At 53.0% G+C, this 24570-nt stretch carries 24 protein-coding genes; 12 read left to right on the plus strand and 12 right to left on the minus strand.

Annotated features, from left to right (window positions below; all coding sequences use genetic code 11):
• Positions 1-59 precede the first annotated feature (59 nt).
• The 6 genes from Q1A74_RS00720 to Q1A74_RS00745 all read right to left on the minus strand — a co-directional run bounded on the left by Q1A74_RS00720 (position 60) and on the right by Q1A74_RS00745 (position 6902).
• Entirely contained in the window at positions 60-1463 is a 1404-nt protein-coding gene (locus Q1A74_RS00720; RefSeq protein ID WP_299591421.1) for an undecaprenyl-phosphate glucose phosphotransferase, read from the minus strand.
• 269 nt (positions 1464-1732) lie between these two features.
• Positions 1733-3025 carry an oligosaccharide flippase family protein gene (locus Q1A74_RS00725; protein WP_299591423.1) on the minus strand — a complete coding sequence of 431 codons (1293 nt, stop codon included), beginning with the start codon at positions 3023-3025 and terminating at the stop codon, positions 1733-1735.
• Positions 3026-3082: 57 nt separating this feature from the next.
• On the minus strand, positions 3083-3769 hold the full coding sequence (locus tag Q1A74_RS00730) for a sulfotransferase family 2 domain-containing protein (RefSeq protein WP_367275343.1): 687 nt from the start codon (positions 3767-3769) through the stop codon (positions 3083-3085).
• A gap of 44 nt (positions 3770-3813) precedes the next feature.
• The gene (locus Q1A74_RS00735; protein WP_299591425.1) at positions 3814-4947 is read right to left on the minus strand and encodes a glycosyltransferase family 4 protein; all 1134 of its coding nucleotides are present in this window, start codon (positions 4945-4947) and stop codon (positions 3814-3816) included.
• Positions 4940-5710: a hypothetical protein gene (locus Q1A74_RS00740; RefSeq protein ID WP_299591427.1), complete on the minus strand. Its 771-nt coding sequence runs from the start codon at positions 5708-5710 to the stop codon at positions 4940-4942. Before Q1A74_RS00740 ends, Q1A74_RS00735 begins: the two co-directional genes overlap by 8 nt.
• Positions 5711-5735: 25 nt before the next feature.
• Positions 5736-6902, minus strand: coding sequence for a glycosyltransferase (locus tag Q1A74_RS00745; RefSeq protein WP_299591428.1), 1167 nt, complete (start codon positions 6900-6902; stop codon positions 5736-5738).
• A 944-nt stretch (positions 6903-7846) separates the two neighbouring features.
• Here Q1A74_RS00745 and Q1A74_RS18410 point away from each other — a divergent pair.
• Both Q1A74_RS18410 and Q1A74_RS00750 read left to right on the plus strand, forming a co-directional pair.
• Positions 7847-8197, plus strand: a complete 351-nt coding sequence (locus Q1A74_RS18410; RefSeq protein ID WP_367275362.1) for a helix-turn-helix domain-containing protein — start codon at positions 7847-7849, stop codon at positions 8195-8197.
• 231 nt (positions 8198-8428) lie between these two features.
• Complete coding sequence (locus tag Q1A74_RS00750; protein WP_299591430.1) at positions 8429-8620, plus strand: AbrB/MazE/SpoVT family DNA-binding domain-containing protein; 192 nt, start codon at positions 8429-8431, stop codon at positions 8618-8620.
• Positions 8621-8724: 104 nt separating this feature from the next.
• Here Q1A74_RS00750 and Q1A74_RS00755 read toward each other — a convergent pair whose 3' ends face one another.
• Positions 8725-10200 carry a DUF3360 family protein gene (locus Q1A74_RS00755; RefSeq protein ID WP_299591432.1) on the minus strand — a complete coding sequence of 492 codons (1476 nt, stop codon included), beginning with the start codon at positions 10198-10200 and terminating at the stop codon, positions 8725-8727.
• Between the two features lie 209 nt (positions 10201-10409).
• Here Q1A74_RS00755 and Q1A74_RS00760 point away from each other — a divergent pair, with 209 nt between their 5' ends.
• Positions 10410-10661 (plus strand): YdcH family protein, encoded by a 252-nt coding sequence (locus tag Q1A74_RS00760; protein ID WP_299591434.1) that lies wholly within the window; start codon positions 10410-10412, stop codon positions 10659-10661.
• A gap of 299 nt (positions 10662-10960) precedes the next feature.
• Positions 10961-11620, plus strand: coding sequence for a peroxiredoxin-like family protein (locus Q1A74_RS00765; RefSeq protein ID WP_299591436.1), 660 nt, complete (start codon positions 10961-10963; stop codon positions 11618-11620).
• A gap of 23 nt (positions 11621-11643) precedes the next feature.
• Here the strand turns inward: Q1A74_RS00765 and Q1A74_RS00770 are convergent, their stop codons facing one another.
• The 4 genes from Q1A74_RS00770 to can form a co-directional block, all read right to left on the minus strand.
• Positions 11644-12414, minus strand: a complete 771-nt coding sequence (locus Q1A74_RS00770) for a glycerophosphodiester phosphodiesterase (protein ID WP_299591438.1) — start codon at positions 12412-12414, stop codon at positions 11644-11646.
• A 146-nt stretch (positions 12415-12560) separates the two neighbouring features.
• On the minus strand, positions 12561-13088 hold the full coding sequence (locus tag Q1A74_RS00775; RefSeq protein WP_299591440.1) for a flavin reductase family protein: 528 nt from the start codon (positions 13086-13088) through the stop codon (positions 12561-12563).
• Between the two features lie 78 nt (positions 13089-13166).
• A complete protein-coding gene (locus tag Q1A74_RS00780) occupies positions 13167-14840 on the minus strand; it encodes an FAD-dependent oxidoreductase (protein ID WP_299591442.1) in 1674 nt (557 codons plus the stop codon).
• 90 nt (positions 14841-14930) lie between these two features.
• Positions 14931-15587: a carbonate dehydratase gene (gene can, locus Q1A74_RS00785; RefSeq protein WP_299591444.1), complete on the minus strand. Its 657-nt coding sequence runs from the start codon at positions 15585-15587 to the stop codon at positions 14931-14933.
• A 253-nt stretch (positions 15588-15840) separates the two neighbouring features.
• Here can and Q1A74_RS00790 point away from each other — a divergent pair, with 253 nt between their 5' ends.
• The 8 genes from Q1A74_RS00790 to Q1A74_RS00825 all read left to right on the plus strand — a co-directional run bounded on the left by Q1A74_RS00790 (position 15841) and on the right by Q1A74_RS00825 (position 22806).
• Positions 15841-16053, plus strand: coding sequence for a hypothetical protein (locus Q1A74_RS00790; RefSeq protein ID WP_299591446.1), 213 nt, complete (start codon positions 15841-15843; stop codon positions 16051-16053).
• Positions 16054-16086: 33 nt separating this feature from the next.
• Complete coding sequence (locus Q1A74_RS00795; protein WP_299591448.1) at positions 16087-16599, plus strand: GNAT family N-acetyltransferase; 513 nt, start codon at positions 16087-16089, stop codon at positions 16597-16599.
• Positions 16600-16838: 239 nt separating this feature from the next.
• Positions 16839-17576, plus strand: a complete 738-nt coding sequence (locus tag Q1A74_RS00800; protein ID WP_299591450.1) for a hypothetical protein — start codon at positions 16839-16841, stop codon at positions 17574-17576.
• Positions 17577-17703: 127 nt separating this feature from the next.
• Positions 17704-18828 (plus strand): phospholipase A, encoded by a 1125-nt coding sequence (locus tag Q1A74_RS00805; RefSeq protein WP_299591452.1) that lies wholly within the window; start codon positions 17704-17706, stop codon positions 18826-18828.
• 35 nt (positions 18829-18863) lie between these two features.
• Complete coding sequence (locus Q1A74_RS00810) at positions 18864-19301, plus strand: NUDIX domain-containing protein (RefSeq protein ID WP_299591454.1); 438 nt, start codon at positions 18864-18866, stop codon at positions 19299-19301.
• A gap of 157 nt (positions 19302-19458) precedes the next feature.
• Positions 19459-21432 (plus strand): aminotransferase class V-fold PLP-dependent enzyme, encoded by a 1974-nt coding sequence (locus Q1A74_RS00815; RefSeq protein WP_299591456.1) that lies wholly within the window; start codon positions 19459-19461, stop codon positions 21430-21432.
• 77 nt (positions 21433-21509) lie between these two features.
• On the plus strand, positions 21510-22280 hold the full coding sequence (locus tag Q1A74_RS00820) for an ATP-binding protein (protein ID WP_299591458.1): 771 nt from the start codon (positions 21510-21512) through the stop codon (positions 22278-22280).
• Between the two features lie 136 nt (positions 22281-22416).
• Positions 22417-22806, plus strand: coding sequence for a hypothetical protein (locus Q1A74_RS00825; protein ID WP_299591460.1), 390 nt, complete (start codon positions 22417-22419; stop codon positions 22804-22806).
• Between the two features lie 43 nt (positions 22807-22849).
• Here Q1A74_RS00825 and Q1A74_RS00830 read toward each other — a convergent pair whose 3' ends face one another.
• The gene (locus Q1A74_RS00830; protein ID WP_299591462.1) at positions 22850-24508 is read right to left on the minus strand and encodes an acyl-CoA dehydrogenase family protein; all 1659 of its coding nucleotides are present in this window, start codon (positions 24506-24508) and stop codon (positions 22850-22852) included.
• Positions 24509-24570: the final 62 nt, after the last annotated feature.

Below are 24570 nucleotides of genomic sequence, written 5' to 3' on the forward strand. Positions count from 1 at the left end.
GGCGGTACTTTGTTTGGCCTGGGTTCCCTATGGGCTTGCCATCATTGATAGAAGTTTGATTAATAGGCGTGCTTACTTACAAAGCCCTTAAATATTGTAAAAAAGATAATCTTAATATCAAGCCAAGGCGACCAATTGCGAATGTAATACAGATCGTATTCAACGCGCTTGGTAAGGTCAGTGTCCCCCCTCCAACCATTAATCTGCGCCCAACCGGTAATGCCGGCCTTCACTTTATGTTTCTTCATATAACCTGGTATCTCGGCTTTAAACTGCTCCACAAATACGGGACGCTCGGGGCGGGGACCTACAATCGACATCTGCCCCATCAAAACATTAAGAAACTGTGGCAATTCGTCGAGTGACGTTCTGCGAATAAACTGGCCGAACGGAAGCGCCGCCTTGTTTCGACCCCCTCCCCATTGGATGCCATCTTTTTCACTGTCCACAGGCATTGAGCGAAACTTAAGCATCTCAAAGTGCTGACCGTTCCAGCTTACCCGCTCTTGCCGATAGAAAACCGGCCCGGGAGAGCTTAACTTTACACCGATGGCTAGAATCAGCATTGCCGGCGAAATTATTGCCAAGATTAACGCCGCGATAATTCGGTCTTCAAGAGCCTTAATCAGGCGATTGACACCGCTCATGGGTGATACGGAGATATTTACCAGTGGCATATCTCCGACTTCGGAAACTGAATGATTCAGTAACGAAAAGCTAAAAATATCCGGTATATAACACACGTCGACTGTGGAAGTGTCTAGGCTGTCTACTACCTGTTTGATCGTGGCCGTTTGCTCCAACGACATGGCAATCCAGACCTGGTCCACATGGTTCCGGGAGACGTACGCAGCTGTATCTGCGGACGCCCCCAAGAATTCTATATCGTTACCGATATCACCAGTCTTTGCCCCTTCAAAATCGGAGAAAAAACCCACTATGTCGTAACCAAGCTCTGGAGAGAGCTTTATCCTTTCCGCAGCCTCTTTTGCTAAATCGGAGCCACCGACAATCACCATTTTACTGTGATTGATACCCCTCATGCGTAGGCGAGCCAGAATGCCTCGTATAGCCAACCTACTGGCAAGCAAGCACAAAAAGCCCAAACCGAACCACAGGCCAAACCACAGCCGCGAATAATCATTTGAGGTTTTTGTAATGACAGAAAGTAGCGCTAGTCCGGTAAAAAGTGTCACCCAGGCAACACTAACGGTACGAAGCTCTTGAATGAACGGTACACCGCGCCGTACACGATATAGCGAGAAATAGGGATAAACAGAAAAAGAAAGTGCAGCAGCAATAACGAAGGCAACTAGGTATCTAAAACCAAAGCTCCGCCCCTCGAAAACAATGCCATAAGCCAGCCAGCAGGCGGCCCAAAGTACTGCCAGATCCAAAAATCGCGTTAGCCATGTCAATAAAAGTGAAAACTCACGTAGAAGGCCCGCATACAGGCTGCGCATCTCCCCTCCCCAATATCTCGAAATTCAGTCAATATCCGTGGTGTCAATTGGGAAACCGTTGTTGCCCTGACACCCTGTCAAAAATTAGTTCTATTTTAGTAACAAGCATGTCATTTATATCATATGGCTCAAGGCTAATACGTAGAGATCATCTCAGCTTAGGCTTGTTATAAGTACAATAAGTCATACCTTTTCTCGAGGCCATCGAGAACCTAAAATATCTGTGTATTATATATACAGTAATTTTGAGGCAAGTCTAGTATGGCTACTTAGCGTCGCCAGACCGCGAGCGTGTTGAAGCCGAGCAGCCGTTTCACCTGCCAAGCTGCCAGTAGGTTCTGTGTGGCCAGAGCTACTGCCGTAGCAACAGCACTACCTGTTTCTCCCCAGACAGGTACTAGCGCGAGAGCCAGGGTAACTGCAATCGGACCTGAAATCAGGGCCATATTTCGCAATTCCCTTTCGTGACCAGACATAGTCAATAGTATTGCAACAGAACCTGTCACGACATTTACAAACTGCCCAATGACTAGAATTTGTAGCAGATGAGCCCCATCTCTAAAGCCATCTCCAAATAGCGACATCACCAAGCCGGGTGCTACTAACATAACCGTCACAGCCGGAAGAGCAAGCAATACCATTAATTTCACTGACGAGAGCGCCAATCTTTCCGCTTCAAGTGTTTGCCCCTTTTTGTACATTGCGGCAAAGCGAGGAGCGATCACCAAGTTACAGGCAGTGAGGATAAAACTAGTTAAAAGCGCGGTACGCTGGGCCACAGCAAGTTGGGCAACCGCATCAGGCGCACACCAAATTCCAGCAATAATCTGCCCGGACCACAAAACCAGCTGGCTCATGATCATCGTAACCCATAGTGGTAGGCAGCTTTGGAATAGAGCTCGCCAAGTGATGAGACCAGTACTGTCACCAATTCCCAATCTGAAGAAAGCATAAGCGATAAACATAATTGACAGCGTGGCAGCGCTGTAAGCCCAACCTGCATATTCAGCGTTTTTAATCCCGAAGAGTAATAGCGCCAGAGCGAGCAGCAGGTTGACCAAAATGCCAACGGTGGTTACCGACGCAACAACACGCCTCAACCCTTGTAAACTCATGGAGACTAGAGTGAGGAGCGCAAGGCCTACCAGACCTGGGGCCATTGCGCGAAGCACCTCCTCCAAACTGGGCTTACCGAACACATAGTTGGCAAGTATGCCTGCGGATAAGTGCAGTGTCAGGGCCATAAGCGAGCTAACACAAGCTACTAACAGAATGGACCGGTGGGATACTGATCGTACTACTCCCCATGCCTGCTCTACTAATGCGGCACCAGTAAAACGGAGCACCGCATTGTCGAGCCCCACGCGGGAAAAAGCCGCCAGAACGGTAATAAGACTAAAGGCCAAAAAGTAGTAACCTGACTCAGCAGCTCCAAGCTGACGACCAACCACCACACTTGCAAGAACCGCACTTAGTGCGGCCAAAATACGAGCGGTAATACTAACCGCCGAGGTTCGCAGAAATTCTTTTTCTTGGCTGCACCAAGTAGATAACACCGTCACGTCATTTTCCCCAAAAGAAGATGCTTTTAAATTTCCATCTTATGAGAATAAATCTCATCAAACGCTAATTTCATACCCGAAAACTCTGAAATCGGAGTGATACAATTCATAGATTGCGGACTTAATTTCTTCACTGAAGTCTGGAGTCTCTTCCGAATGGTAAGTATTGTTTGCGTGAGGGAAATTCTCTGGGGAAGGTATATTTAAATTCTTAAAAACAGCAATAATTTCATCTTCAATATGTTCTAACTTACATACGTGATCGACTACAATTTCATCAAAATAATTGCAAACAAAAAATACTTGTGGGCGAAACAGGTTATGCTTGAAGACGCTTGATGGTGTTAGATAATCCAAAATAAAACTCTCAAACGTGGGAGAGGTAATCTGTAGGTGATGAGAGAATTCAAGGTCAGCGGGTCGACCATTTCCGCCATTTAAAATGTAGTTATATGCAGAATAAATTCTTGTGACTGGGTGGCGTACTATCGTGAACTTGAAAAAATCGTCAAAATAAAACCTGTTTGCTTCTTTATATATTTCCCAAGGTGCATGATTCCTTCGAGTAGGAGCTTTAAGCGCTCTGAGCATGCTCGTACCTCCGGATTTTGGGATGTGTACGAAAACATACTTATATTTCACCATGGACGAAGTATAAGGGTAGGGGTAAATGGAATTTTGTACCTGCCTCAAAAGCCCTTTTCGGAGTGGTATCGACTTCCCAATTGTTTGTAAAAAGCTCATTTGCTCAAGCCAATTGAAAATTGAAAATAAATTTCGAGTATCACTTAAATCCCCAAAATAGCACGTAGTCGCAGTTTATCTCTTTTTGAGTCGAAATGTTCTATAGCTCTTTTGCGGCCTTTGGCACCCATTTTTATACGAAGTTTTGGGTCACTCCAAAGTCGTAGTAAGGCATTCGCATGCGCTTCAATATCACCAGTAGGGATTAGAAACCCTGTCTTCTTGTCCACTATCGTTTCAGTAACACCAGCGCTTCTACCTGTCACTACAGGGATTCCAAAAGACATTGCTTCAATGATTGAAACGCCAAAAGCTTCTTCCTGTTTAGTTTTTTCGGACTTTTTATTATGGGCAGTAAAAATATCGGCTGAGCCAAAAAACTCCATAGCTCTATCTCGCTCTACAGATCCATATAAGTGAATACTTTCTTTAAATGTAGACTTTGCTACAAGTTTGGCGCATGCCTTTTTTAATGTCCCGCCGCCGACCAGGTGCAAGTCACCCTTCAGCCCCTTTGACCTTGCTATCTCAAATGCTTTAATGGTTTCAATGGGGCCCTTGAAGTCTGTTAGTCGCCCCAAGTATAAAATATTTACTTTATCAGATTCAGGTTTTCTAGTCGGTTTTAGTTCGTCCGTATTAACAGAAAGGTGATTTACGATTATATCCGCTTCTGGAAATCCGATGTCTATAAGCTTTTTTTTCGTGCACGTGGAGTTCGCAATCAAAGTTACCTTTCCAATAAGTTTTTTGGCTCTGGCTACATAGAAAAACCCATGGGCACGAAAAAATGGAAGCCCCTCTATCCGCCTATCCCAAGTAACGTCGTGACCGTGACAATGAATTATGATTTTCTTATTAAACTTTTTAAGTTCTTTCCAGAGGTAAACTGCCGTTGTCAAGTAATGGCAAAATACAACAGTATCCTTGGGTGACTCACTTAGAATACGGTTCAATCTTGCCTTAATTGCTTTTGAGAAAAGATATAAATGAAGCTTTATTGGCATGCCAAAAGTGCGGGAGAGTGAAGCTCCACCATGTGGGGAGTCTGGAGAATCTAAAATAGAGGATGCAAGGGAAACGAACATATTTTCCGGCATGATGAAATCATTTATGCGGGTCATCCACACTTCAGAAATCTTAGGAGGTGTAGGCGCAATCGTTAAGACTTTATACATAGTCGCTATCCCCTCCGCAGCCTGAATTAGATACAAAATCAATCAGTTCCTTATAATTGATGACAAACTCATCAAGTTTCGCAGGGTTTGATTTTACATAGGTGCTGATCAGCGAACTTCTGTCTACATTTAAAAAATCGCAGATCGCCTCTGAAATTTGTGGTTTCAAACCACTCCCGGCAACCATCTCTTCGTAGTCTATATCTATCGATTCAAGACCGGAGAAAAACTGCTTGTATTTTTGTCGCTGAGTTTGAATCCTTTTGATATAAAAAACTGCTTCGCTCGGATCCACTCGCAACGTTACGGTCTCCGGCTTTTCATATACATGTGCGGAAAAACGACCGTGTTTGGTTTGATCGTGCATTAGCTTAAGAGAAACGAATTGTTTTAAAATATTTCTTCTCTTTAAGGTTATTAGCTTGACTCCAGACAGCCCTGATAAATAGTGCTTGACACGTGGGTCTCTCTCAATTTGGTTGTACATCAGCCGAAACCCCATTGCGCTCTCATTGGACCTAGGCGCCCAACTGTTTTCCATGGTTTTTATCGGGTTCATCGCTGCACCACTAACAACTGTCTTCCATAGAGTTCGTAATCTTCTATACCTCTTTAAAATATGAGGGGGTGACTTCTTATGCAAGCCGCCATAGCCAAGCAAAACCTCACCATCACACCGAATTTTTGAGTGTGAGTTTAACGATTGCTGCAGGAAGGCAGAGCCTGTCCGCTGGGAAGATAGCAGTATAAACTTTTCGTTCACAATTCAACCTGACTAGCTAACATATTTAACGACTGGGTTTCCAGGTTGTGGTTTTTATGCCCAACATGACTTTTAACACTGCAATTGCTGCGGCAACGTGAATGTACGTGAAATAGAATACAAAATAAGGGAGTTTTATTCGGATCCCTTTTTCCTCAGCGAATAATCCCAGTAGTAAAAATATTATCCAAATCGCCGCCCCCGTCATGGTGAGAAGCACAGCTACCGGGCTACCGCTGGCCAGTAGTGAAATAACTGCAAAAAACCCAAAGAAAAGGGTGAACCACCTAAGAACTCTTCCCGAAAACACATGGATGAAATACCACCCTGTTTTAATTGGATTAAAAATTTTCGGGCGGCATAAAATCGAATATAAAGCTCGATTTACTGTTCTTACTCTTCTTAAGAAATCTTCTTTGCTGGAAAGGCTGTATTCCTCTCGGGAAACGGCATTTGGTTCATATGCAACCCGGTAGCCTTTTAGGACCACATCGAACGCTATAATTCCATCTTGGGTGCAACCAGTCGGTATTTTTTCAGGATATAACTTTCTCAGCATGGCAAAGTTGCCCCCTTGTACATATGGAAGTGACCCTATTTTTGTTAGATGAGTTTTTATGAATTCTTCATATTTATAAAATAATCCCTGGCCTTCGCCAGCACCATTGTTAGATATTTTCTGGTGAATTTCTCGACCACTTACCGCACCAATTCCGTGTTTCATTAATGTTTCTACCAATGCATCTACACAGTTCAGATCAAGAATTGCATCGGCGTCGCTAAACACTAAAACTTCTGAGCAAACGTTTTTTAATGCGTTCGCTATCGCAGCTTCCTTTCCCACTCTTATCGAGCTTGCATATATTTTTATTGGATATGGTGTTTCTTTATCGTGATAGCTCTCAAGAAGCTCTTTGCTCCCGTCATTACATCCGTCAAGTACAAATAGAAAGGTCAGATTCCCTTCGTACTGTAAATTCATGATATTTTTTATTTTTCTATTAATGAGGTGACGAATGTTATGCCCGGGGATCAATAGCGTAACTTCTGGCATCAGTCTGTTTTTTGGGGAAGCTTCAGATTTTGAATTTCCAAAAATATTTGCAGAAAACCATAGGGCAACCGGATAAGCTATATAGCAATATATGATTAATGAAATAAATATAACAGCAAGAAACATAAAGAAGTTCATCTAATGCTCAGCATGTTGGGGCAATTTAGTTATCTGAAATATCGGATAATATGAATGGTGAAGCGAGAGACACTACTGCACTACTGTTGGTGGTACACGTCGGTACGCAATGCTGGTTGAATTTTGGGGTGATGTTAGGTAGCTCGCGGTAGAGGCTATTTTACTTAATTCTATCGGTAGGGGCTATGGGGCCATCAATAGAATTAGCCCCGAGATTCAGTACAAGCGGAAGCGTTCAGACTGATAGGTCAAAAAATGCTTAAGTCGGGCAATGTGTAGATATACGGAGTGTGGTGGCGTAGAAATTTTGGCTACCTGACTTTCGGTGATATTGTTCCGCTTAACGATGGGCAGGTTAAATAATGACCATCTCGAAAATGGTAAGGTTCGGCCCAGGGTTTAGGTTTAGGGTCCGCCAAAATTGTGCTTGACTATTTTTTTACAATGGTTGTTTAGAGTGAGGTCTTTGGGTTTGTATAACCACTGAGGTGTGCCAACGGACTGGCATCCAGCCCTATATCTATCACTTTATAATCCGGACGCCGAAGCGCAACTTCTGTTGCGAAGTGGGGCATATCAACGGGTCAACAATCTGCGATTGAACTGACTGCAGCGCCGTGGCGGGCCTTGTTCGTGTCGATATAAGGCAGTTCTGGTCGACACTGACAGTTACCACCTATATTCACCACAACTCGATTGAGATGCTAAGGCCACTGGTGGACCGGTTGGAAGATTACCCCTGGTCCAGCTATTCCGCTTATCTAAACTTATCCGACGCGCCAGACTGACTTTTTAGAGACTTCACTTATTACGCGCTCAGTCTCCGTGATCGATACCGTGGATATCGCCAGTTTGTGGAGCTTGGGGTAGATGAGGAATTGTCGGAATTTTTCCGGCGGGAACGGCAATCATCGATTCTTGGTGATGAAGCGTTTCGTAAGCAGATGATCCTAAAGCGGGGTGCGCTCTCTGCCGAAGTACCACAGCAGGAGAGGGCTCCAGGTTCTGCGCTGGACCACTCAGAGGTGGTGGGTGCGGTGGCGAGTATATTTGGCGTGGTTGCGAATACTCTTTACCTCCGTGCTTCACTGGGGCGAGCTGGAGCCAATCCGGCACGGGCGGTAGCTATGTGGCTGTGCCAAGAGTGTGCTGGTATGACGCAGCCAGAAATCGGGCGGGTATTTGGAGGGGGTCATTACAGCGCGGTGAGCCAGGCGGTGCGGAGGATTAAGGGGAGAGCGCTATCGGCCCCTGCTTTGTCTGAGAGGGTGGAGGCTGCGCGGGGGCTTCTTTAGTGAACGCCAGCTGACCTCCAAAGGCGGCTATATGACCTACATTGGAGGTCGAAAACGGCGTCGTGGATAATCAAGCGACCAGTGCAACCGAACTCCTGCTCATGTTCGTTTCAGTCAACCCGTCGTGACCACCTGGTCTCAATCGAGGGGTTTCGCTGTGCCAAGAAGCTTGGACTTTCAGGGTTTGCTCTCGATTCTTACGATATTGATATCGATAAGTGGGTGGTAAGAATGGCTGTGGCAACCTTGTCCAGTAAGTTTCAATTCGGGATTCCAAAGTCTGTTCGTGAAGAGCTTGGGCTTCAGGCAGGGCAAAAGTTTACGGTGATTTCTAAAGGCGGCGTGATTGGGTTGGTGCCATTGCGGTCATTGGTGGAATTAACGGGCATGATGCGTGGTGCGCGGATTGATGGATTCCGATGATCATTTCGAAGGGGCGGAAGGTGTGACCTTTTTCGATAAGCGAAATGGTTAATAGGCTGGCTTTCTGACAGAGTGCTCCCCAGCGCGTAGCCCGCGTCTGCAGTTTATTGAACCCTGAAAGTCTCCACCATAGCCGGAATCCCCGGAAACATACCAATCGCCAGCATGACGGCGCACAACAGGGCGAAGACAATACCGGGGATAATCCAGCGGCCAGTGTGACCAAGTTCCTGCCCGCGCTCTTTGCAGCCAATCAGGCCCAGGTTGTCCAGGAGTACCGTCAGGGACCAGCCGAACACCGGATTGACGATGGCAGAGGCGAAAATAACAACCGCAGCGGATTCCGTAGTTTTGCCCTTGCGTGTCATTTGCATGCCGGCTTCCAGCAGCGGCAGGAATACGCCGACAATCAGCGCGATACTCAACACCGGCGGCCATACCGCTAAATCCATCGGGTAGCCCAGTACGGCAGTGGCGATACACAGGATACCGGTTAGCACGGCGCCACCTGGGATTGGCCGCTTGGCGATTGCGGCCGGTACGATATATGTCCCCCAGGAAGAGGTGATGTTGGCACCCCCCAGTACACTGCCGACCATTTGCCGGGAAGCCGCGCCAATCATGGTGTCGTCAATATTCATGATTACCCGGTCGGTATTTTTCGGGTAGTTGAGCCTCTGGAACACCTGGTGACCCAGGAAGTCCGGTGACCACATGGCAACCGCCAGAATGGCGAAGGGCGTGACTGCCAGAAACGCCTTTAAGTCCGGCAAGCCCAGCTGCCAACCGGTAGTCTCCCCCCACCAATACGCCGGATTCATGTTTGGCAGGCCCGGTTCGGTTGTAAATTCGAATGGTGCGCCGAGTGCAAAAGCCACAACGCCCGCCAGCAGACAACCCAAGGGGATGGCCAGCCAGCGTTTGCGTATGTGCTCCAGCAGGGCGTACATCACAATCGTCGCCACCAGTACTACAAACGCGATATAGCCCTTGTCAAAGCTTTCCGCCCACGCAAACAGGCGCTCAACCTGGCTGGTTACACCGATGAACCCAAGGTATAGCAACAGGCCACCAGCCACGCCGTTGCTGGTCAGCCTGGTCAGCAGACTCCCTCCCTTGGTGATGCCCAATATAAAGCCCAGTATCCCGATCATGATTCCCAGCGCCATGGGGTGCCCACCAGAGGCGACGACCAGCGGGATCATGGGGATCAAGGGTCCGTGTGTGCCCGGCAAGTTGGCAGTGGGATTCAGGAACCCTGAAAGGAAGAACGCGAACAGCGCTGCGGCGATCAGCATCTCGAAGCGAATGTTCTCTGTCATAAACTCGGCTGACAATCCCAGCGGAGTGGCAAAGGCCGCTACGATGGCGGCCACCATCACGACCTTGCCGATGGTAGCGGCCATGGCGGGTATCCAGTCTTCCCATTCAAATCGGTAATCGCGGAAGGGGTAATTGGGGGCCCAGCGGCGCGGGGCCATGATTTGCAGTTCGTGCTCCAGGTACTCTTCGCGAGTAGCAAACGCGGATCTCGGCTTGCGCTGTGCACGATAGCTACTCTCGGTTTGAGGCTCACTCATTGTGGGTTCCTTCGCCAGCTCCGCAGGAGTTTAGGTAACTCAGGAGTTTAGGTAACTATAGACGTGGGGATGTAGAGGAAGGCGAAGCTCGGCCAGTTGCCTGACGGCTGTGCGGGGTTGTCTTTGAGTGCGTGTCAGGGTTATTGGGGGAGCACCGGAGTGGAGACTACAATAGTTTGGTGAAGTAGTAGTCACAGGAGTTGCAGTCAATGTCTTCTATTCCCTCCCGTACCCTGGAAACCGAGTTTCCCGACCTCGCCGATAGCATTCGCCACCTGGTTCAGGACAGCATTCAGTACAAGAGTGATCGCGATGATTACCACAAGCTGGACAAGGCCATCCGCGGCCTGGAAGAGCGGGGCGTTGCGACGGATGACGATCATTTTAAAGAGCTGAAAACCCAGCGCGCTCGGTTAAAAGATCAGTTGTATCAGAAGGCCAAGAACCATAGCCCCCAGTAGCGCATCAGGAATCGCGAAGTAATTTGCAGCAGTGTTCGACGAACTGGCCAATTTTCAGGTATTTTTCTTAGTTACTGTCTGCACGAGAGTTCAGTCTAGATTCAGGTCATTGTGAACAATGGCGTTGCGCATTCTGGTAACGCCGTTCATTTCTTGTGCGGGTCTTGTTGGGTGGGTAACAGTTCGGTTAGGCTCAAGCATCAGAATAACGCCTTTTTCTAGCTATTCCCCTTGGGTTCATCAAGGATGTTGTTGTGATCTGGCTTTTGGTCAATGCACTCTGATATGGAATTTAACTTATGAAGTACCTTTTGGTCGCCGCTGCACTGACTCTTTGCAGTTTTAATGTGTTGTCTCAGGATATTCGCTTGCCCGAAAAATTACCGGACCTGGCAGAAACCGAGAATGCCGATCTCGGCAAAGTCGAAACCGGCCTGAAAGCGGGCGAGAAGCCTGCAGACTTTTCTGTATTGACGCACAAGGGCAAAGAGAAATCCCTCGAGAGTCTGTTGAAGGAAAATGCGCCAATCCTGGTGGTATTTTACCGCGGTGGCTGGTGCCCTTACTGTAATGTGCAGATCCGTCAGTTGGCAGAAGCCTGGCCGGAGTTTGAGAAGCGAGGGGTCACGCCGGTGTTGATCAGTGCGGACAAGCCGGATGCCGGTGCCATGGCCAAAGCGACTTATGAGATTCCGTTTCCGGTGCTGTCTGACCCGGATCTCAAGGCCCATGAGGCGTTTGATGTGGTGGTTCAGATTGATGATGCCACTGCGGAGAAGTACAAGACCTACGGTATTGTGCTGGAAGACTGGTCCGGTAAAGATCACCACAAAATCGCTGCGCCGGGTATCTTCCTGGTAGATGCCGATGGCACTGTAGAGTGGGCTCACGTGTCCAAAGACTACAAAACCCGCCCGAGCGTCGATCAGTTGCTCGGTATGCTGGATGCGCGCAAGTAATTGCTTTGTAGTAGGGGCGGGGCTCACCCCGCCCGATTAAGCTTCCCCACCGGCTCAATCTGCTGAGCCATCACTTCAGCCGTTTTCTCGGCGTTGTAATCCATGATCAATTGCGGTTCGTCGGTGAATACCCCGTCGGCATTCATTGCGGCTACCAGCGCGAGATCGTGCGGGTGGTTGACGGTGAAGACGTAACTTTTGAAGCCGCGTTTGTGGCCGTCGGCGATGATTTCCGGGCAGACGAAGTTGAGGCTGTGGTGCAGGGAGTAGGCTTCCAGTGGCTCACCGCAGGCGGCGAGGTCAAGGGGCACACCGTCGATCAGTACGCCGCGGCGCACGTGGGGGATCAGCTTCAGACATTCGTACACTTGGCGGTGGTCGAATGAGGAGAGCAGGTACTGTTCGTAGCTGGCACCGTTGTCGCGAATGTAGGATTCCAGTTCCTGCGCGGCGAGGGCGGCGCAGTTGGGGCCTTTCAGTTCGATATTCAACTGTACGTTGTTACCCACCAGCTCCAGAACTTCCCGCAGGGTGGGTACCTGCTCGCCACCGGGGAGCAGCATCTGGCGAAGGGTAGCGGGGGCTATGTCGGTGAGTAGTTCGTGCCCGGCGAGCAGGCGGCCGAGGCGGCGATCGTGTTTGACGATCAGCTCGCCGCCCACATTCCACACGTCGATTTCGATACCGTCGATATCAAATTCGAGGGCATGGGTAATGGCCTGCAGGGTGTTTTCCGTGGCGCGCTTGGGGTAACCGCGGTGGGCAAAACAGAAGAGGGTGTCGGCGGTGTGCATATCGACGTCCACTTTGGCGGAGGTCTCCCAAGGGTGTATCAAAAGTATGACTATGAGATGACACGGCGACAATGTGCCGGGGGAGAATCCGCCGGAATTTTTAGAACGATTGGTTCATATGGTGGGCGGATTTATAACAGGAGGCGTTATTCCCCGGCGAGGGCGCGGTAGCGGCCGCGGTGGAAGACGAGGGGCTCGCCGCCGCCGGCGCTGAATTCGAGCACTTCACCGAGCAGGATGGTGTGGTCGCCACCTTCAATATTTTGCGCGCGGCGACAGTGGAAAAGAGCGGCGCAGTCATCCAGCTGGGGGATGTTTTGCGGGCCCTGGTGCCATTTGACCTGGCCGAATTTGTCGGCACCGCGGCCGGCAAACAGGTTGGAGACATGCTGTTGGTCGCCCTTCAGGACGTGTACCACAAACCGCTCGCATTCGGTAAACGCGCTGTAGCTGAGGGAGTTGCGGTCGATGCTCCAGAGGATCAAAGCCGGGTCCAGAGAGACGGAGTTGAAGCTGTTGACGGTCATGCCTACCGGTTGGCCGCTGGCATCGAGGGTGGTGACCACGGTGATGCCGGTGGCGAAATGGCCCAGAGTGTCACGCAGGGCGCGGCTGCACTCCCCCGGTGACTGGGCGGTTTCGACAGGGGTTACTGGTTTGCTGGATGCCGTCATACTTCGATCAAAATCTGGTCAATTTTTGTGCTGGCGGCCATTTTACGGGAAAAATGGCCGATTTGCGTAGTTTTCTTTCTATTGCGCCATCAGCGGCGCGCAGCGATGGCTGAGGGCGTCCCGTTCGGCGATGGCGCTACCGGTGAGGGCGAAGCCGAGCAGCGTGCCGGCGGTATCCAGGAATTCTGCTTTTACACCATCAGTAGTGGCGGCGACTCGCCATTCACCCGCACTGCCCGGTTGCGGGGGGCAGACTACGGTTGGCCTCAGGGTGGTTTTGACCGCCACCGGCAGGCACCCGTACTGCACGGGCGTGGGATTGCCGGTGAGGGTTTTTGCCAGAGCGCGGGCACTTTGCGTCAGTGGGGCGACGTAGTAGAGGCTGAGCCCATCGACTTCTGCGCAGTCGCCCAAGGCATAGATGTTGTTGTCGCTGGTCTGCAGGTGTCGATCGGTCACGATACCGCGGTTGGTGGTGATATCGGCGCTTTCGGCCAGGCCAGTGCTGGGCAAAAGCCCCAGGGCGGCGAGGGCGATATCGGCTTCGATTTCGTCACCATTGGCCAGCAGTGCACGGATACCAGTGGCGGTGCGCTCGAGGCGCGATACCCCGGCACCAAGGTGGAAGCGGGCACCGGCCTGTTCCAGTGTCTGCTGGAGATCCCGGCCGGCGGCTTCCGGCAGCATATTGGCCAGGGGCCAGGGCTGAATATCCACGACTTCAACCTGATAACCTGCCTGCACCAGATCATTGGCAAATTCGCAGCCGATCAGCCCGGCGCCGATCAGTAGTACGCTCTTGCGATTGGTCAGTGCGGTGCGGAAGCGGTGGTAGTCGTCGAGGCTGTTGACCCGGAACAGGCGCGCAAGGCCGTCGCCTTCGATGGGCGGCAACGGCGCGCATTGGGCGCCGGTGGCGAAGACCAGTCGCCCGTAGCGCAGTTCGGCACTGATACCGCCACTGTCGGATACCAGGTTGAGTACACGAGCTACCCGGTTCACGTGGGTGACCCGCGTGTGCACCAGGATTTCGGCGTTCAGCTCTTTGGCCATGGCTTCTGCACTGGCGGTGGCCAGTTGCTGCGGGGTCTTGCCGTGGGCGAGGGACGCGGACAGCAGGGGCTTGGAGTAGAAGGTGCCGTCGTCGGCACTGATCATGACCAGTGGCGTGCGCTGATCCAGCTTGCGGAATTCTTTTGCCAGGTGGTAGCCCGCGAGGCCAGTGCCGATGATCACCAGGGGGTCGACGTCGTCGAGAGTGGCGGTTTGCATTGTCGCGGGGGCCACCTCTGCTTCTACAGTCTGGGGCTGGCTCACCAGCACCATGTCGAAATCTTCTTTGCCGACACCGCATTCGGGGCAGGTCCAGTCGTCCGGAATATCTTCCCAGCGAGTACCAGGGGCAATGCCTTCTTCCGGCGCGCCCTTGGCTTCGTTGTAGATCCATCCGCACACCATGCATTCCCAGATGCGGCTGCTCGCAGATTGCGCTGCTGGCGCGGGGGAGGGTGCAGCGGAGTTTTCAACAGGCACCAGGGAAGAGGTAGTTGCTGCTTGTTTCTTTTCGGCCTTGCCGGCGACGACCGCGAGCATGACAAACTCGTCTTTGGTGGCGCCGCACTCGGGGCAGGCCCAGTCGTCAGGGATGTCTTCCCAGCGGGTGCCGGGGGGGATGCCGTCATCGGGTGAGCCCTTGGCCTCATCGTAAATCCAGCCACAAATCTGGCATTCCCAAACGCGAAAATCGGACATGAAGACCCCTGAGTACAACTATTTCTGGTGGTTCTGTTTCTGGTTCTTAAGAAATTAAGGTTCTAATTTTGCACAACGACAGAATTAGGCTCAGCCTTTGGTGCGTTGGGCAATACTGGTCAGTGCCTTGTGGTAGATCTCGTTGATCTGCTCGGTGCTTTCCACGGTGATCTGCAGGTCGTTGACCAGGCCGTTGGAGAGCCCGTAGACCCAGCCGTGTACCGACAGCTCCTGGCCGTTTTCCCAGGCATCGCGCACCGGGGTGGTTTGGCATACGTGGATGACCTGCTCCAGCACATTCAGCTCGCACAGCAGGTCGACGCGATCTTCTTCCGGGAAGAGTTCAATCAGGGTGTGGTGCTTGTCGCGCACATCCTTGATATGGCGCAGCCAGCTTTCGATCAGACCCAGGCGCTGGTTTTCCAGTGCCGCCTTCACCCCGCCGCAGCCGTAGTGGCCCACCACCATGATGTGCTTCACCTTGAGCGCTTCCACCGCGAACTGGATGACTGACAGGCAGTTGAGGTCGGACGGCACCACCACGTTGGCCACGTTGCGGTGCACAAACAGCTCGCCCGGGAGCAGGTCGACGATCTGGTTGGCGGGGACGCGGCTGTCGGCGCAGCCGATCCACAGGTACTCGGGGGATTGTTGCTTGGAGAGCTTCAGGAAGAAGTCCGGCTTTTCCCGGCGAGTGGATTCAGACCAGGCGCGGTTTTTTTCGATCAGATCGTTCAGCTTTGACAAGGCACTAATTCCGGCGGTTTGTGGAGCGGTTATTATGGGAATTCAGGGGCTGTTAACAATAGCCGCGCAGAATAGCGTTTTTACCGCAGCGCGCCAATGTGCACCGCTGCTGCGGTCTAATTTTTGACCGGTTTGAGCGGGTGTGAGACTGAAATTGATAGTGTGTTCTGCTACTCTGCCGCGACGTAGTTCTGGCTTATTTAATGTACATATTCCTCTTCTGTTGAGACAGGATCACACAGGGACAGGCCTTATGGGGCTCAGAAATTCAGCAATCCGTCGCCCGCGCCGATTCAACAAGCACAATGCGGCGCTGACGCGACGGCGTAAAAAAGTGCGCTGGCTGTTGGCCCAGCGCGCTCGCGTGCGCAACTACCGACGTTTTTTTGCCATTCAGAGTGCCTTGTCTGCCAAGGGGGAGGCCTCGCGGAAAGCAGTGAAACCGGAAGGTAAAGCCACGGAGTGAGTGGTGTGAAAAATTTGAGGTAACAAAGCGAGTATGGAGAATTTACAAATGGTGCCGGCGGATACAGAAGTGGAAATTGTTATTGCCGATTACCGGGATGAAAGGCAGGGCGCGGATCTACTGGGGTTGATGGATCATTATTCCCGCGACCCCTACGGCGGCGGTGAGCCTCTGTTGGATTTGTGTCACCGTGAACTGCTTGGCCGGTTGGCGGAATTTCCCGGCGCTTTCACGGTATTGGCTTATCGTGGCGAGGAAGCTGTGGGCTTGGCGAATTGCTTTATGGGGTTCTCCACATTTATGTGCAAACCGCTGGTCAATATCCACGATGTGGTGGTGAAGGACTCTGCTCGGGGCCTGGGTGTGTGCACGCGGATAATGGAGAAGGTGGCCGAAGTGGCCCGCGAGCGCGGTTGCTGCAAAATCACATTGGAGGTGCTGGAAAAAAACCTGCCCGCACGGGGCGCTTACCTCAAGTGCGGTTTCAAGCCTTACGCCCTGGATGAAGAATACGGTAAAGCAGAATTCTGGCAGCGCTACCTGTAAACCGGAGTGCAGCCAGTATTACCCGGGGCGAACATTTCTATTGTAAATACCACGTAATTTACTCCGCCCCACCGGCTGGCAGCGGGCCGGATTAGCTCTTCGATATTTCCCACAAACGTCATAAATCCGCAGCAAATTCGCGTACTTGTGCAATACTTTTTGAAGGCAAGAGTGCGAAAACTATGCATCAATTTTGTGCGTTTGCACCGGCAAATTCCCCCTCAGCATTAAGAGAAATCATGGAAGACAATCTTATGCGATTGACTGCTAACCTGGCCCAGGGCCGCTACGAGTACAGCTGCGATGGCAGAGCCATGCCGGTGCAGGACGACTGGCAACTGGGCCGCGATGAACAGGGCAGGCAGTTGCTGATCAGCCGGCGCTTGGTAGGCGAGCAGGATCACGGTATTGAAGTGCGGGCACTGATGGACGCCGGGCTGGTGACCGAGTGCCGTGTTACGTGGAAAGACGAGGTGGACGAGGTTAATGCCCACTACCGCCTGGCACCCGAAGGTGGCAGGGCACCCCATATGGGTGATCCTATCGAGGCGGAGTGGACCGGGCCCAATGGCCTGCAGCAGAGCGTGCTCGAAGGCCATAACCGGCTGCTGTTCCCGCTGATGCGAATTTTTATGGGGCCGTTGCTGCTGCGCTTGTGTGATATGGAGTTTGGCTGTGAGGTGGTAGCGCCGGACATTGTCGACCCCTCCCAGCGGGGCAAGCTGCTGGCTCCCCGGGTAAGTCACCGCCGCGCCACCATCATGGCCGGCGATGCCAATATCCAGGGGGTACACGACCTGGGCGCGGATATCACGGTATTTTCTTACCAGGGTGATGAGGCGGAGCGGGATACCCATTGTTTTGTCGACCCCCGCGGCTTGTTGGTGGGCTACGATTGGCCCAGCAGCACTGGTCGCCTGTGGCAGGTGCGTCTGCGGGACCTGGAATGGGCCCGGGAGCTCACATCCCTCTGCTGATCGGGCGGCTCCGATCTCCTGACTGGCCGCACGTTATCGGTTCTTAAAACCATGTAAACTGGCGCACTGAACTGATTCAGGAGCGCCAGTCTTGTTTTTACCCCTGCCCCTTTTTCCGCATTCCCTGTTGTTGCGCTTATTGCGCCTGTTGGCCGCGATCCTCGTGTTGCTTGCGGTGCTGGTTTCGCAGAGCGTGTCGGCGGAAGAGCCCGAGCCCACGGCACCTTCCTATGAAGAAATTGAGCTGCTGCAGACCGACGACTCCTTGCAGAGTGACGAGCGGCGCCAGCAAAACTGTCTGCGCGAACAACTGTTGACTGCACCGGCGAACATCACCCTGGAAGAGATGCGTATTCGCTGCGAGTTGTCGGTGATTCGCGATGGCCGACGGGTGAAGGAAACACCGGTGTTTGCCTCTGTGCCCGAGGTGGAGTCCGCAGAAACTGACGGGGTAAAGGTCAGTGAGCGCGCCCAGGCGATTCGCGATGCGTCGCAGAATCCGTTTACGCTGGCGTCCCACAAGACCAACTATCTGTTGCCGATTACGTACAACCCCAAGCCCAACAAGGGTGGACTGGAAGATTACGACGTCAACAACGAGCTGGACCTGGATTCGATCGAAGTGCAGTTCCAGCTATCGGTACAGGTGCCCGTGTGGCGGGGCTTTCTAGGCAAGGCGTCTTTCATGAGCTTTGCCTACACCAATCGCTCTTTCTGGCAGGCCTACAACTCCGATGATTCCGCGCCCTTTCGTGAGACCAATCACGAGCCGGAGCTGATCATGACCTGGTTGAACGACTGGACCATTTTCGGTTTCCAGAATGTCGCCAATCAGATCGCATTCAATCATCAGTCCAACGGCCGCACCGAACCGTTGTCGCGCAGCTGGAATCGTATTTACGCCAATTTCGCCTTCGAGAAAGACGACGTCTATTTCACCGTCAAACCCTGGTATCGCATCCCGGAAGACAGGGAAGATGACGACAACCCGGACCTGGAGTTTTACCTCGGGCATTTTGAGTTTGTGGGCGGTATCGAGCGCGGCGACCATAATATTTCCATCATGGTGCGCAACAACCTGCGCTCTGATAACAAGGGCGCGGGGGAGCTGCGCTGGAGCTTCCCCATGGGAAACCGGGTGCGTGGCTATGTGAAGTATTTCAATGGCTACGGTGAGAGCCTGATCGACTACGATGAATCGGTACAGACCCTGGGGATCGGTATTGAACTGGCCCGGGGAACCGGTAACTGAGCCACGCTTAAGCGGAATCAAGACAAGGTCCACGGATGGGATTTGACGACACGTACAAGTTGAGCGCGCACGCGGTTATTACCAACGAGGAAGGAGAGGTGCTGCAACTGCGCGCCACTTACGCGGATAAAACCTGGGGGCTTCCCGGCGGTGCACTGGACCTGGGGGAAACCATTCACGAAGCCTTGTATCGCGAGTGCCGGGAAGAGTTGGGCCGCGAAATTGTGATCGATTACCTCAGTGGCGTGTATTACCACCGAGTCTACAACTCCCATGTCTTTATTTTTCGCGCGCATCTGAAGGCCTGTGGCGTCAATCCCAATGGGGTGGGCCATGGCAGCGGCGATATTACCCTGTCCTCTGAGCACTCGGCATTCGATTACTTTCCGCTGGCCGACCTCTCGCCGGTACAGCGCGTACGGGTTCAGCACTGTGTGCAGTTCAATGGAGAAGTTCAGAGCGCAAAGTTCTGAAGTCCTGCAATTTCCCGTATTTTCATTTCGTATCGATTCCGATTTGTGGTGGTTATCGCCAATTTTTCGGTGGTGCACCTAAATGTCGCCTGCCTCCTTTAGTATCTGGCTTCTATGCTGAAAGATAAGAAGAAGTGTTATGGGTGTGGAACTGACAATGCCTGATTTGGGCAACCTGTGTGAGCAGCGCCAGCCACTGGAGTGTCGAGTGGCGCTGGTCAGCAACGATCGCGATTTGAGTAGCGGCTGGGTGAACGCCCTCAACGCTACCGCCGCGCAGCACGAGAACCCTTTTGGGCTGCGTTTCGAGGCGGTGGCCACCAGTGCGCTGGAGAAATACCTGCGGGAAGAAGATCAGCTGCAGGCGCTGATTATTGACGGTGGCTGCAGCCCCGACGAACTCAAGGACGCGGAGCAGCTTGCGGACCGTTTGCACGATCTGCGCGCCCAGTTGAATGTATTCCTGGTGGCGCAGGATTCTTTCCTGAACGACCAGGGGGGTGCACCCGCCTCGGTGCGCAAACGCTTTGACGAACTGTTCGACCGGCGCGAATGCAACTTTAACCACATGTTCCGCCTGGTACAGGCGTTTATTGCCCGCCGCGCTTCCACGCCCTTTGCCGATACCCTCAAGGAATACGTATTCTCGGCTCGCGATGCCTGGCACACCCCCGGGCACTCCGGTGGCGACAGCCTGCGCAATAGCCCCTGGGTAGGGGATTTTTACCGTTTTATGGGCGAGCATGTTTTCAATACCGACCTGTCGGTATCGGTACAGGTGCTGGATAGCCTGCTGGAGCCCCACTCGGTGATTCAGGAGGCCCAGGATCTCGCCGCCCAGGCCTTTGGCGCCGAGCAGACGTTCTTCCTCACCAACGGTACGTCCACTGCCAACAAAGTGGTAATCCAGCAAGTGCTGGGAGGTGGCGGTAAAATCATTGTGGATCAGGCCTGTCACAAGTCTGTGCACCACGCCATCGTCATGAACCGGATTGAGCCGGTGTACCTCAAATCCACCCTGCATCCCCAGTTCGGTATTTACGGCCCTGTATGTCGCGCGGATATCGAAAAAGCACTGGATGAGCATCCGGACGCAGGCCTGCTGGTGATCACCTCCTGCACCTACGACGGTCTACGCTACGACCTGAAGCCCATTATCGAATACGCCCACGAGCGCGGCGTGAAAGTGCTGATCGACGAAGCCTGGTACGCCCACGGATACTTCCATACCGAATTGCGCCCGACGGCACTGGAGTGTGGGGCAGACTACGTCACCCAGAGCACTCACAAAATGCTGTCTGCCTTTTCCCAGGCCAGCATGATCCATGTACAGGATCCGGACTTTGATGAATTCCGTTTCCGCGAAAACCTGAATATGTACGCCTCCACCAGCCCGCAGTATTTGATGATTGCGAGCCTGGATGTGGCGCGCAAACAGATGGTGATGGAAGGCTACGGCCGCTTGCGGCACTGTGCGCAAATGGTTGCGACACTGCGCCGGGAAGTGGATGCCACCGGCGTGTTCCGCGCGCTGACTCTGGAAGATCTGGTGCCGGCGCCACTGGCGAAAGACAATATCCGGCTGGACCCCACAAAGGTCACGATCGACGTGACTGGTAGTGGATATTCCGGTAAAGAAATCCAGGTAAAATTGTTCGATCAGTTCGGTATTCAGGTAGAAAAAACCACCTACAACACAATAACCGTGCTGGTGACACTGGGCAGTACCGAAAGCAAGTTGCTGCGCCTGGTCCACGCTCTTAAACAGCTGGCCCGAAGCCCGCGCAAACGCAGCCACCCTGGCTCGCCCCGACAGTTGCCCGAATTGACACCGCTCAAGTGTCTGCCCGCCGATGCGTATTTTTCCGATACCGAAGAACTGCCGTTGATGGACAATGGCGTTGCTGCAGAGAAAAAACTGGTCGGCCGTACCTGTGCCGATGAGATTGTTCCCTATCCCCCGGGCATTCCGGTGCTGGTGCCGGGACAGGAAATTTCAGCACAGATTGTGCAGTTTCTGCAGCAGTTGTTGCAGGGGCAGAATGCCACGGAAATTCACGGGCTGATTTTCCGCTCGGATGAGCCCATGCTGCGTGTGATGAAAAAATCGGAACCGGCTGCAAAAAAGTGATCTCTCAGTTTAAGTGATGATTGATCGCCCTGCGGCAGCAGTGTAGTTTCTGCAGCTCGATGAAGGAGCCAAGTAGCATGCAGAAACTGGACTGGAAGAATCACGTCGCCGCAATCTGGCGGGCAAAGCAGGGAATACTCAAGCCTGTGCGGCGCATGGACCCGATCGAATTGGATCAGCTGCTGGGGGTGGACCAGCAGAAGCTGCAGCTTGTGGAAAACACGCAAAAATTTTTGCGCGGAGAGCCCGCCAACCACACACTGTTATGGGGTGCGCGTGGTACCGGCAAGTCCAGCCTGATCAAGGGGTTGCTGAACCGTTTTGGGGACGATGGCCTGCGTTGTGTCGAGGTCGGCCTCGAGGATCTGGAAGACCTGCCGGAAATCGTCGACCTGTTGGACAGTGGCGATGCGCGCAATTACCGCTTTATTCTGTTTTGTGATGATTTTTCGTTTGAGAAAGGCGATGGACGTTACAAAGCGCTGAAAACCATTCTCGCCGGCTCCCTCGAACTGCCGCCAGAGAATGTCCTCCTGTATGCCACCTCCAACCGCCGTCACCTGATCCCAGAGAACGCATCAGACAATCAGCAGACAAAAATCGTGAATGGTGAACTGCACCACGGCGACGTGGTTGAGGAGACCCTGTCTCTCGCCGACCGCTTCGGCCTCTGGTTGAGTTTCTACCCCGCCGACTGGGATAGTTACCTGAAGATGGTGGACCAGTACTTCAACGAGTTTGACGGCGACCGCGAGCAACTCCACACCGCCGCCAGACAGTTCGCCATGCTCCGTGCCAGCCACAGCGGACGGACGGCGGAGCAGTTTTCCCGAAGTTATATCGCGTAATTTCCGCTTGACATAGGTCGCGGATAAACTGGTATTGTTTCTGTAATACGTTGTTCTCATTCGCAATGAAGCGTTTTGCGCCAATCTAGCACATTGAAACCCCAAGGGACGTCCTATGGAGCAATGGAAGGCAGTCATGAGCTCAGCCAATCGCGCGTATCAGGAAGGGCGCGAGAGTGATGCAGAGCAACTTTATCAGTCGGCATGTCAGCGTGCGGTTCCACTACTTACCGAGTGGCAGGATCACGAAGCGGCAATTGCAATGCTCGCGGTGAGTAACCAGAACCTTGCGGATCTGTATTTCAGCCAGAGCCGTTATGATGAGGCACTTGTGGTTTACGGTGGGTTATTGCGCACGCTCACAGAGCTTAGCCAGAATAAACGCGGCGATAGTCAGCTGGCCCATTTCGCCGAGAGCGCTCTGGAAAAAGCGGGCGCGGAACTTTCTCAGGAAGTCCGTCGGCGCGAACTGGCGCTGCCAGAAAGTAATCCGGACCTGGAACCTATCCGTTCCCTGATGTCCTGAATTACCCCGTGATTCCGGCAATTTTTACTGAGCGTGTTTCCGGCTAAACAACCAGCGGGTTGCCGCGCTCAATAATGGATTGTACGTCCACACCCACCGGTAATGTTCCCGTATTGCCCATGCCTCGCGCGCCTAGCCGCGAGGCGATAAATCCTTCTGCCACTGCACTATTGCCGCCCTGTATCAATAAGTGGGATTGCATGGTGAGTGCCATCTGATCCACCAGGTGGCGGGCGCGGTATTCGGCATTATCGAGGTTGCCGAGGTCATCTTTCAGATTGTCGACCGCCATGTCATAGAGTGGATCACTGCCTTTACTCTTTGCCAGCTCGTCGTACCAGTTGGTGAGGACCGCGGGTGTTTTTGCCAGTGCGCGCAGCACATCCAGCGCCTGAATGTTACCGGAACCCTCCCAGATTGCGTTGATGGGCGCATCGCGGTAGAGGCGGGCGGTAATGAAGTTTTCAATTACACCGTTGCCGCCAAGGCACTCCATGGCCTCGTAAGCGTGGTGCGGGGTGCGTTTGCAGATCCAGTATTTGCCCACCGCTGTGCCCAGGCGCATCAATAGCTTCTGCTGCTCGTTGTCGAGGTTATCCATTGCCTGCGCCATGCGCATGGTCATTGCGATGGACCCCTCCACTTCCAACTGTAAATCCGCAAGCACATTCTGCATCAGCGGCTGGTCGATCAGGGTTTTGCCGAAGGCGCTGCGCTGGCTGGTGTGGTAAATCGCCTGGAGAGTGGCCTGACGTTGGCCGCCGGACGAGCCGATCATACAGTCGAAGCGGGTGGCCGAAACCATTTCGATGATTGCCGGCACACCGCGACCTTCTTCACCCACAAGCCAACCGAGAGCGCCGCGTAATTCGATTTCCGAGGAGGCATTGGAGACATTGCCTGCCTTGTCTTTCAACCGCTGTACCTGGATGGGGTTTTTACTGCCGTCCGGGCGCCAGCGGGGAACCAGAAAACAGCTGAGCCCTGCATCGGTCTGCGCCAGCATCAGGAAGGCGTCGCACATCGGGGCGGAGGTAAACCATTTGTGCCCTACGATTTCGTAGGTGCCATCGCCGCTGGGTATGGCCGTGGTGGTGTTGGCGCGCACGTCGGAGCCGCCCTGTTTTTCGGTCATCCCCATACCGATAGTGACGGTGCTTTTCTCGGTGTGCGGGCGGTTGCTCGGGTCGTAGCCGCGGTTGGTGATTTTGGGGAGCCACTCTTTTGCCAATGCCGGTGTGAGATTGATCGAGGGAACCGAGGCAAAGGTCATGGTTATCGGGCAGCCGTGGCCGGCTTCCACCTGGCTGTGCAAATAGTATTTTGCAGCACGCACCACATGGGCGCCGGGCTTGGGGGCTGTCCAGGGGGCAGAGTGCAGCCCCTCGCTCAAAGCCAGCTGCATCAGCTGGTGGTAGGCCGGATGGTAACTCACCTGGTCGATGCGGTTGCCTATGCGGTCGTGGGGCTCGAATTCGGGCTTGTGGTGATTCGCCTGAAAGCCGCGCTCAATCCACTCCGGGCGACCGCAGACTTCACCGTAGCGCTGCAGGTCATCTTCCGCCCAGTGGCCACCGTTGCGTAGCACCGCATCCTGTAGCGCAGTGTCCCCGGTGTACAGGTTGTGGCCCTGCAGTGGTTTGGGCTGATTCAGCACTTGATGGGTATTTGTTCGATCAATTGGCGCTTTGTGTTGTGTCATGGATGCAGGCCTCCGGCTGGTATTGAACATCCTAGCCGTTCAACGGGACATGAGCTTGGCCA

This window comes from uncultured Microbulbifer sp. (assembly GCF_947504145.1).
Lineage (GTDB): Bacteria > Pseudomonadota > Gammaproteobacteria > Pseudomonadales > Cellvibrionaceae > Microbulbifer.

What these genes read in the sequence shown, in the direction of transcription:
- Q1A74_RS00720 (WP_299591421.1), bottom strand. Translation starts at nt 1,463, where the DNA reads ATGCGCAGCCTGTATGCGGGCCTTCTACGTGAGTTTTCACTTTTATTG.
- Q1A74_RS00730 (WP_367275343.1), bottom strand. Translation starts at nt 3,769, where the DNA reads ATGAGCTTTTTACAAACAATTGGGAAGTCGATACCACTCCGAAAAGGG.
- Q1A74_RS00735 (WP_299591425.1), bottom strand. Translation starts at nt 4,947, where the DNA reads ATGTATAAAGTCTTAACGATTGCGCCTACACCTCCTAAGATTTCTGAA.
- Q1A74_RS00745 (WP_299591428.1), bottom strand. Translation starts at nt 6,902, where the DNA reads ATGAACTTCTTTATGTTTCTTGCTGTTATATTTATTTCATTAATCATA.
- Q1A74_RS18410 (WP_367275362.1), top strand. Translation starts at nt 7,847, where the DNA reads ATGATCCTAAAGCGGGGTGCGCTCTCTGCCGAAGTACCACAGCAGGAG.
- Q1A74_RS00750 (WP_299591430.1), top strand. Translation starts at nt 8,429, where the DNA reads ATGGCTGTGGCAACCTTGTCCAGTAAGTTTCAATTCGGGATTCCAAAG.
- Q1A74_RS00755 (WP_299591432.1), bottom strand. Translation starts at nt 10,200, where the DNA reads ATGAGTGAGCCTCAAACCGAGAGTAGCTATCGTGCACAGCGCAAGCCG.
- Q1A74_RS00760 (WP_299591434.1), top strand. Translation starts at nt 10,410, where the DNA reads ATGTCTTCTATTCCCTCCCGTACCCTGGAAACCGAGTTTCCCGACCTC.
- Q1A74_RS00765 (WP_299591436.1), top strand. Translation starts at nt 10,961, where the DNA reads ATGAAGTACCTTTTGGTCGCCGCTGCACTGACTCTTTGCAGTTTTAAT.
- Q1A74_RS00770 (WP_299591438.1), bottom strand. Translation starts at nt 12,414, where the DNA reads ATGCACACCGCCGACACCCTCTTCTGTTTTGCCCACCGCGGTTACCCC.
- Q1A74_RS00775 (WP_299591440.1), bottom strand. Translation starts at nt 13,088, where the DNA reads ATGACGGCATCCAGCAAACCAGTAACCCCTGTCGAAACCGCCCAGTCA.
- Q1A74_RS00780 (WP_299591442.1), bottom strand. Translation starts at nt 14,840, where the DNA reads ATGTCCGATTTTCGCGTTTGGGAATGCCAGATTTGTGGCTGGATTTAC.
- Q1A74_RS00790 (WP_299591446.1), top strand. Translation starts at nt 15,841, where the DNA reads ATGGGGCTCAGAAATTCAGCAATCCGTCGCCCGCGCCGATTCAACAAG.
- Q1A74_RS00795 (WP_299591448.1), top strand. Translation starts at nt 16,087, where the DNA reads ATGGAGAATTTACAAATGGTGCCGGCGGATACAGAAGTGGAAATTGTT.
- Q1A74_RS00800 (WP_299591450.1), top strand. Translation starts at nt 16,839, where the DNA reads ATGGAAGACAATCTTATGCGATTGACTGCTAACCTGGCCCAGGGCCGC.
- Q1A74_RS00810 (WP_299591454.1), top strand. Translation starts at nt 18,864, where the DNA reads ATGGGATTTGACGACACGTACAAGTTGAGCGCGCACGCGGTTATTACC.
- Q1A74_RS00815 (WP_299591456.1), top strand. Translation starts at nt 19,459, where the DNA reads ATGCCTGATTTGGGCAACCTGTGTGAGCAGCGCCAGCCACTGGAGTGT.
- Q1A74_RS00820 (WP_299591458.1), top strand. Translation starts at nt 21,510, where the DNA reads ATGCAGAAACTGGACTGGAAGAATCACGTCGCCGCAATCTGGCGGGCA.
- Q1A74_RS00825 (WP_299591460.1), top strand. Translation starts at nt 22,417, where the DNA reads ATGAGCTCAGCCAATCGCGCGTATCAGGAAGGGCGCGAGAGTGATGCA.
- Q1A74_RS00830 (WP_299591462.1), bottom strand. Translation starts at nt 24,508, where the DNA reads ATGACACAACACAAAGCGCCAATTGATCGAACAAATACCCATCAAGTG.